The sequence below is a fragment of the Anaplasma marginale str. Florida genome, assembly GCF_000215485.1.
Classification (GTDB): domain Bacteria; phylum Pseudomonadota; class Alphaproteobacteria; order Rickettsiales; family Anaplasmataceae; genus Anaplasma; species Anaplasma marginale.
Genome location: NZ_AFMS01000170.1, coordinates 1 through 8490, shown reverse-complemented (window position 1 = coordinate 8490; position 8490 = coordinate 1). Strand labels below are relative to the sequence as shown.

The 8490-nt window shown below is 50.5% G+C and carries 7 protein-coding genes and 1 tRNA gene; 2 read left to right on the top strand and 6 right to left on the bottom strand.

Annotated features, from left to right (window positions below):
• Positions 1-315: 315 nt before the first annotated feature.
• The 4 genes from GAC_RS04815 to gltX form a co-directional block, all read right to left on the bottom strand.
• Positions 316-834 carry an RsmD family RNA methyltransferase gene (locus tag GAC_RS04815; RefSeq protein WP_241759768.1) on the bottom strand — a complete coding sequence of 173 codons (519 nt, stop codon included), beginning with the start codon at positions 832-834 and terminating at the stop codon, positions 316-318.
• Positions 835-892: 58 nt separating this feature from the next.
• Positions 893-2098 carry a hypothetical protein gene (locus tag GAC_RS04810; protein WP_010266826.1) on the bottom strand — a complete coding sequence of 402 codons (1206 nt, stop codon included), beginning with the start codon at positions 2096-2098 and terminating at the stop codon, positions 893-895.
• 134 nt (positions 2099-2232) lie between these two features.
• A tRNA-His gene (locus GAC_RS04805) sits at positions 2233-2305 on the bottom strand.
• Between the two features lie 224 nt (positions 2306-2529).
• A complete protein-coding gene (gene gltX, locus GAC_RS04800) occupies positions 2530-3855 on the bottom strand; it encodes a glutamate--tRNA ligase (protein WP_010266823.1) in 1326 nt (441 codons plus the stop codon).
• Between the two features lie 230 nt (positions 3856-4085).
• On the opposite strand from gltX, the gene GAC_RS04795 reads away from it, so the two are divergent.
• Positions 4086-4475, top strand: a complete 390-nt coding sequence (locus GAC_RS04795) for an Erum7620/ECH_0207 family putative T1SS effector (RefSeq protein WP_227013331.1) — start codon at positions 4086-4088, stop codon at positions 4473-4475.
• 97 nt (positions 4476-4572) lie between these two features.
• On the opposite strand, the gene GAC_RS04790 is transcribed toward GAC_RS04795, so the two are convergent.
• Positions 4573-5349, bottom strand: coding sequence for a thiazole synthase (locus GAC_RS04790; protein WP_010266818.1), 777 nt, complete (start codon positions 5347-5349; stop codon positions 4573-4575).
• Between the two features lie 80 nt (positions 5350-5429).
• Complete coding sequence (gene thiS, locus GAC_RS04785; RefSeq protein ID WP_010262367.1) at positions 5430-5639, bottom strand: sulfur carrier protein ThiS; 210 nt, start codon at positions 5637-5639, stop codon at positions 5430-5432.
• A gap of 197 nt (positions 5640-5836) precedes the next feature.
• Between thiS and GAC_RS04780 the strand changes: the two genes are divergently transcribed.
• Positions 5837-8278 (top strand): hypothetical protein, encoded by a 2442-nt coding sequence (locus tag GAC_RS04780; protein ID WP_010266814.1) that lies wholly within the window; start codon positions 5837-5839, stop codon positions 8276-8278.
• The last annotated feature ends 212 nt before the right edge of the window (positions 8279-8490 follow it).

Here is an 8490-nt window from a genome sequence, read left to right as displayed (position 1 = left end):
GCTGGGTTGAGTGGTGATGGCATAGGTGATGCCAGTAAGTTTGACTGTGCCAGTCATACGAGTGCCAAGACTTAGTGGCAAGTAGCTGCTGCTAGGTAGTGGTGGTGCAGAGAGCTGTGGTGGTCGTGCCAAGTTAGACTGGGATGCCAGGGGTTTATAGATAGTGGCTTTGTTATGTCGGTGGTACCAAGAGCTTTGACTGTATCAGTTATAAAGGCACTGCTAGGCAGTGATGGTGCAGAGAGCTGTGTTGGCATTGGTAGTGAGTTGGGCTGAGGTGCCAGGGCGATGGTGTCGGTGGTGAGTGGTATACTGCTAATCGTCGGGGAGCGCGCACAGGAATAGTACTTCCGACCCGCAGTAAGACTTGCGGGTCAGTAGCTCATAGCGCTCAGGAATTGAGACCTTGGCTCCTTTTTTTATGCAAAGCACAACCACGCTACCAGCTCTGCACCACCGCATACTCAACATCGCGTTGAGTGAGACATTCACCAATGACGTTTCCTCGTAAGGAGGATCAACAAATGCCAGATCATAGCTGCGATCCGCCAACGGAAGTTTGTGCACATCGCAACACAAAATGGTCATTCTGTGTCCAACACCCAAACTCTCAGCCGTTCTTCTAACTGACTGTAAATTGGGTAAGTATATGTCTACGAGGCAGGCATGCTCTGCACCTCTGGATAGGGCTTCAAAGGCAAAAGCGCCGCTGCCGCAGCATATGTCACACACGTTTATACCTTCTATAGGGATGTGCGCACGTAAAACGTTGAATACTGACTCCCTTACCACAGAAACGGCCGGCCGTGCCTTAAGAGCGCTACCAGTGAACACACGCCTGCCACGGTGAACACCTGCTGTAACCCTGATCACACCCGCAGCCTAAAAACCGTCAAAACTTTTTGGTGAAATGGCGGCCCCTTATGGATTCCATAAGCCTCCCGCTCGCGGAAACTAGCTTCTCCGTATACACAGCCTGTTTGATTTTGTAGACCTCTTCGGCTGTTGGACTACCACCCTGTGAGACGCCACAAAGCACTATAAGGTCAACCTTTTCGCCCTCGCTGCTATCCCCTCCGGCCGCAGCAGCAGAGCTCAGCACCTCTCCTAGCTCGGCGTTGCTCAACATGAACTGGAGTTTAGAGGCAAGGTCACCAACGCGCACATCAAGACTTGTTGCATCCAGCCCCATGTTCTTGGCAATGCCATCGAAAGTGTCACAGTTGGCACCGCGCCCTTTCATTACCCGCAAAACGTTTTCGTGGTCACTTCTCGCGACAGAGACACGTTTTATGCTTGCAGAGCTGTTCAGAAACCCCTTGCTTACCTTGACCTTATTTAGCAGCTTCAGCACCAAGTAGCCGCGGTCAATCCTGATTGGGCCAATCACTTGGCCAACCTTGGCTTTTACTAGTGATATTTTCACATCGGGCAAGAAAGCGCTAGCTGTCACCCCAACAGCGCGGTCAGCGTACACTGCGTGCTCCCTATACCTGGATGCTATTTTGTCAAGCGCCACACCCTTGTTCAGCTCACTCAGCACGGAGTCTAAGACGTTTCCTGCCTTGAACGGCACGAAAACTTGCTCCAGGTCCAGCACGGTTTCAAGGCCGGCAGACTTCGCCTCATCAACGTAATTTTCGACGTCACTATCCGAAACCGCGAGAAAAGGCGCAACCCGTGTGGCCAATATTTTGCTCCATATGACCCTAGATCTGAGATGATCTTCCACAGATTTGTGGTCCAGCCCATTTTGCACTACACACTCACCGACACTCAGCCCGTCACAAACACCCAAAACCGAGAACATTTTACTGGCTTCTGCTTCTAACTCGCGCTTACCCACAGATATGCCCAACTCCTTGGCCTCAAGCTCTAGTACGGACTCATCAACCAGAGACTGCAGCACCTCACCCTGGTCGCTTCCAGCATGTGCAGTTTTGTAGAAAAATGCGTTCGCCTTTGTGCGCCTGGATACATCAAGACTGGTTATAGCCTTCCCATCAACAACGGCTTTTATGCGCACAGAAGAGGCACAGCAGTGATGCGACGCAAGAATAACACACAAAGCACAGCAGCACAGCAGGTAACGCAACATACGACCAAACTACAACACAAAGTAAGAGCTGATTCTAATGATAAAACCGCGGTAAGTCAAAGTTCTATTTGCATCGACGGTAATACTACAACCGAGATTTGTACCTAGGCATTGTGCTTGTAGCCTAGTGCGCGGGCGAGCGACCAGGATCGAACTGGCGACCTCCAGTGCCACAAACTGATGCTCTACCGACTGAGCTACGCCCGCCGCGAGGACAACCAACTATCACATCTGACTTGCAGGAGTCAAGTACCATATGCCGGGAAAATGGCCTCGCACAACCCGGCGGAGTGTACCGCCCTCCTTACACGCATCCGGCGGGAATGCTGAACGTCAGCATCGCATGTTACACACACGATAACCGACGGGCAACACCCGTGCACTAATTGCATCGCCAACCTTGGAAAAACCTGCCGTAGGCCGCCAGTGCGTTATGCGCCACGTAACCTCCGCAATATTTCCACTCTACCGATCAGAGGTAGTAATTTTGCAAACTCCGGACCTTTTGGCACCCCCGTAAGTGCGAGTCTGAGCGGCAAGAGAATGTCACGGGTCTCGCAACCCGAACATTCTTTGATTTTTTGCAGCCAAGTTTTCCATGTACCATCATTTGGCTCTCCTTCGGGTAGGAGATCGCTCGCTAGCTGCAGCAACTGCCGGTTTACGTCATCTACCACGGGAGTGACCCCAGGACCGCAAATCTCTGCCCACCCCTTCACCTCTGAAATAACGTTTATGTTGTCACGCACCGCGTACCAAAAGCCTTCCGAGCACTTTATGCCGCATGCTTCTAGTCTATCCCGTACTTCTGCAAATGGCAGCTTCTGCAGCAACCGTACATTCAGCTTGGATATGTCTTCCAGTTCGAACTTTATTGGGGCTTGGTTGAATAATTTGATGTCAAACGAATCCACAAGGGACCGCATGTTTGTGTGCGGCTCCACCGGAAGTGACGTACCTATCCTAGCCATGTAGCTGTTAATCGCCATAGGCTCGAGGTTCATGTCCCGCATTTTGAATATTTCGGTTCCACCCACCCGCTTAGACATCTTTGAGCCCCCCATGCGAAGTAGCGGTAGGTGGGCAAATGATGGTATTTTTGCGCCAAGCAAGCCCATAATGTAAATTTGCACTGCCGTGTTGCTTACGTGGTCTTCGCCACGAACGATGTGCGTTATCTCAAAATCTATATCGTCAACTGTAGAGGGAAACATGTAGGTATAACTTCCATCGGTCCTCCTGAGAATTGGGTCACTAATATTCTTAGCTTGAAACACCACCTTGCCCCGTATTTCATCTTCCCAGGAAATTGCCTGGTCACGACCTATTTTAAGTCTGAAATACGGCTTCCTGCCACTGTAGGCTTTTTGGTCCTGCTCAGTCATGTTCAAGGCACTTCTGTCGTAAATGGGTGGCAGCCCCATTTTGAGCATCATTTTCCTTTTTAACTCCAGCTCCTCCGGAGTTTCGTAGCAGGGGTAGACTGCACCTGCGTCTATCAGGGAGTTGAAAACTGCGTCATACCTACTGATCCTAGAGCGCTGGTTGAAACAAATATCCCAATCCATGGCCAGCCACGTTAGGTCATTTTTTATTCCTTCCACATACCTGTCTTCGGACCTTTCAAGGTCAGTATCGTCTATCCTGAGCAAGAGCTTGCCAGATCTGCTTCTGGCGTACAGCCAGCATATTAGCGCCGTTCTCGCATTCCCTATATGCATGTACCCAGTGGGGCTGGGCGCAAAACGAGTAATCATTCAGTCCAACCTGCAGAGCATCCTGTCATGGATTAACCTAATACGTAAACAGCGTGTAAGATATTGCACATTGCCAGGCAATACACCAGTGAAGTTTAACACATAACGCCCCAAATCCCGAGATATCTGCACATCAACTCCTTTACCAAGGGAATAGCACGTAAGCAACCTGAATCTTTTTGTTTACCGAGGAAGGTTTTCTTTTTAGAATGGTAACCCCGGTCGTTCTTGTGATCAGAGTGCATTTTTTCTGTGTATACACGCACGGAGGGTCAGGGTGCGTTAAGTTCGTGCGCGACGGTTTTTCGTTTCTGGCCTTTATTTTCGTGTTCTTCTACGCCGCCTATAAGAGGCTGTGGGCCTTAACTTGTATCCTGGTGGCGGCGTCGTGCATCGCTTACGTTGCATACCATGAACGTCTGATCGGCCTGCCTTGCTACATAATGCTGGAATTCACTATTAAGCTCTACGCCGGCCTTTCTTACCCAGACTGGCTGCGCATGAAGCTTAGAAGAACTAAGCATGCTATTTCCGCAACCGTACTGGCACATAATGCCCTGCACGCTCGGTTACGGTTTATGGAACAGGCAGCAAATAAAACACCCGGCGGCACTTCGTAGGTCTGCTGCCTAGTGCGTTGCGCGCTGCAAGTTGCTTCTACCAGCAACATACCCGCTCGTTGTTAATCCAGATTCCAAATCAGCTGAATTACCGCAGTCACCCGCGCCAAAAAGGCGTATCTATAAGGGGAGTGCTCGCCACTGCGAACTCCCTTTTGCCTATCATGCCTGCTTCGTATCCAAGCCGGCCGGCCTCTACAGCATATTTGAAAGCGTGAGCCATATTTGCGGGGTCAGGAGATCGCGCGATTGCACTATTGGTCAACACTCCGTCAATCCCGGTTTCCATGACCATAGCCGCATCAGATGGTCTGCCTATGCCGGCGTCCACAATGATTATTATATCCTTACATCGGTTTCTCAGTAGCTTAAGATTGTGTACATTCAACACGCCCATGCCGGAACCTATGGGGGACACACCGGGCATTAGTACTCTGCATCCACAGTCTATAAGTCTGCGGCACGCTACAAGGTCATCCGTGCAATATGGGAAGACTTCAAAGCCCTGGTTTACAAGCTCTTTAGCGGCTTCACATAACAACATGATGTCAGGGTGTAGTGTGTAGTCATCACCAATGATTTCAAGCTTGATCCAAGAAGTGGCAAAGATTTCCCGCGCCATTTGCGCCATGCGTACAGCATCGCTCACTGTACAACAACCAGCCGTATTTGGTAAAACACGGCACCCACTGTCCCGAACTATACGCCAAAAATCTCCCCCCGCCCTGGCAGACGGCATTTGCCTGGAGAGAGAGACAGTTACCACCTCCGTTCCAGAGTTTAGTATGGCCTGCTTGAGCACCTCTGGAGATGGGTATAGCGCAGACCCGAGTAGCAATCTGCTGTTTAGCTCTGCTCCGTACACATTCCACACGTTACCCCTCCGTGCCATGAAGGCCGAGCAGCTGTGCAGTTGCTGCCGCGCTGAACCATTCGGGAGACGCGCACCACATGCTAACCACCTTGCATTGGGTATACTATGTCTATAGCATCCCCATTTTTGAGTGCATACTCGCCATATTGTGCCTTGGTAACAAGTACATGATTGACTGTTACAGCAAAGGGTGCACTAGCTGCATATTCTGCTACAGCGCATTGTAGCGAGCTTCCCGCAGGTATTGCTCTCTTTTCTCCATTAACCTCGATATTTATCATATCTTCCATGGAAAAGACTCGAAGCTTGAATCAGACGCTGTAGTGTATACATCAATCCCCCAGTCAGTGCCAGCCATTTCCGCTCTAAATCACAGATGTTGGCGGGTGGTAGCGTAGGAGGTTCTCAAAACGCGGTACGAGTTATCTTGTACGGCTGGTGATATTATGCTAATCTCGGCATAACGTAGATATGATGGTGGATATTCATGCTGTCACTGCAGAAAACAAGTTACCTGGCACCTACCACTACAAACAATAACGCCTCTCTATTCCTGACTGCAGAGTTTCAGGGTTTGGCAAAACTGCTAGCAGATACAAATTCTCTGCCCATGCTATCCGGGTTCCTAGCGGGAGTTGTTGGAACGAACAGTGCGATGGCTGGATATCCATACATAAGCATACTGCGGCACAATCTTAGGCTTAGCAGGAATGACATTGAAAAACTTACCAACTTTGAGCACGGGCACTACAACCGCACGTGGATGACCGAAGTATTGTGCCAATCCCTACTACAAATTGCGCAGGAGCATAACGTAGACGGTCCGCAGCTGCAACGTCTAGCATATTGTTGCGCATCTAAGATATACAAATTACACGGCAAGTCGTCTGCGTATAATTTTTTCAGTCCGGCATCTATTGCATGCGTGCAAGAGCTGTCATCATACTTGCAAAGGGTGGGAATCAACGCACACCTTAGCTTAGATGTAATAACGGAAAACAGTCTAAAAGTGCTGGACAACCTGTCGCGCTACTTTGCCCTGAAAATGCGGCAGGAATTTTGTCTTTTGCTTACTTTTTATGGCGCGAGTTACGATAAGCTGCCGCCAGCCTGCATGTCAGCAGTGCTAGTTCGGCGTATATTGCACGTCCATGGAAAGGCAGTACAAACCCCTGTTAGAAATCTCAGTACGCAAGAAACTAGAGCCAGGCAGCTGGTTTCTGAGGCTATAACAACGCATCTAGAGCAGACCAAAAAACGTCTAGAATATGTCGAAGTCATTGTAAATCGGCGCCACCCTTGGTATATGCTGCACCGCAAGCTTGTGCAATTCTTCTACGCGGTATTCATCCTACCGAAGCTGCGTGAGGATTACGGCACCCTGAAAAGGCTTGATGCCGTTTATAAGGATAGCATCATGTATGGTGACTGCGCAAAATTCTTTGAGAGTTTGCTTAACATCAAGCTCATGAATATAGATCGCTACAAAAAACACCCCGAGCTGGTCGCAACTTTGCGCGCAGTACAGAGCTCATACAAGGTTGCTAGCCACACAGAATATATGGCAACAGTGAGAAACTGCACATCCCAACCTAGGCCCCTGCCGTTGCGCTGTTTCGCGCTGACAAATCCCAAGTATGGTGGGGTATTGGGGCTTGCACACCAGAAAGTGCGCACAAAAATGGGCACTGTATCCAGATGGCTGAAGCGGCAGTCACATGCTGCACGATGCAAACTTGAGCAAAACACCGGGTATTATCCTACAACTATGGCAGCAAATGCATATGAGCAACCCAAATCACGCGCGTGCGGTAGTACGGGAGATGACGATGCCGTTGCAGCGTTGCATCCTCGTCCCAGCAATGATAACTTCCGCCTTCGTACCGGCACCCTGCTAACACACCTTCTAAAACTACTCAGCAGGAAACAGCAGCATCGGGCAAGTAGCCTTACAGCGCTCAACTTGTGTTACGCGAATGGCGTCGGACACATGCTTGCTGGGGGCACAAAAGCATCTGCAGCCCGCAAAGTGCGCCGCCCTGTAGGCACGCACACATCTAGGTACCTGCGGGAAAGCCAAAGAGCACGCTCCCTGCTACTGCACGCCGAGTCACTGTGTAATTTGTATACAACATGTGCTGACCAGGAGCTCGGCCACGACTCTGACGTAGAGTCCTCACCTGCAAGCAATGACCATACAAAAAAGAGCACAAAGTCATTCTCGTCACTTTTGCTGCGCATATCTCAGAGCAACAGGTGTGGCTACGTGAAGGCCGGCAATTTTGGGAGCTTGGGCAAAAAGAGGAAATTGGCCTCATATGTCTCGGAGAGTATGTCGAGCAAATGTGTGAGCCCAGACCAAGGCGTTGATGCACACGGTGACGTTCGGCCTTCAACCCAACAATTACCAACCAATGCCGGCCACAAGCAGAAATGTGGTATTAACAATGCTGCGGAGCGGCGCACGCCGGCCTTACGATCTGCAGCTACACCCTCGAGCAATGACAACTGTGTCTCTGAATCGAGCACCGCATCATCCACAACTCTGGCGCAATCAGCGTCTGCAGGGCTTCAGCGCAGGAAGAAAAAACACCGGGTTGTACATGCACTCAAGAAGCGCCTTCTCTGGGCTTTATGCGCGGCGCACACCTGTGCAGCAGAGCTTCCTGGCAGCGATGCACCTTCAATAACATCTGAGCATTCTTCCCATAGCACCCGGAAGCACAAAACACGCAAGAAGCCCCACAGTGCCGCACCTAAACAAACCTTAGTATTATACGTACCGCCACTCACCACCAACGAGGCAGAAGGGGAATGCAACCGTTGCACACGTAGCGTAACATCAGAACATGCATCAGGGTATGAAAGTACAGACTCATCATGCGGCCAAGCTACTTCCTACGATGAACGCACTAGCTGCTCCAGATAGCCGCAAAATGGCCCAAAAAACACCCTGAACCACATGCCCACGGGGCCCCCACATGACCTTACGACACCATGGATAGAGCATGGAGCGCATCCGCGCCACCAAAACCTCCTGGCCCTACAACACGCCGCAACCGTAAGGGTTGCTACCAATCCATCCTTGCCAGCAGCCCCGCACCACCACTGCTACCAGTCCCTGCAGTCATACCATGGAGA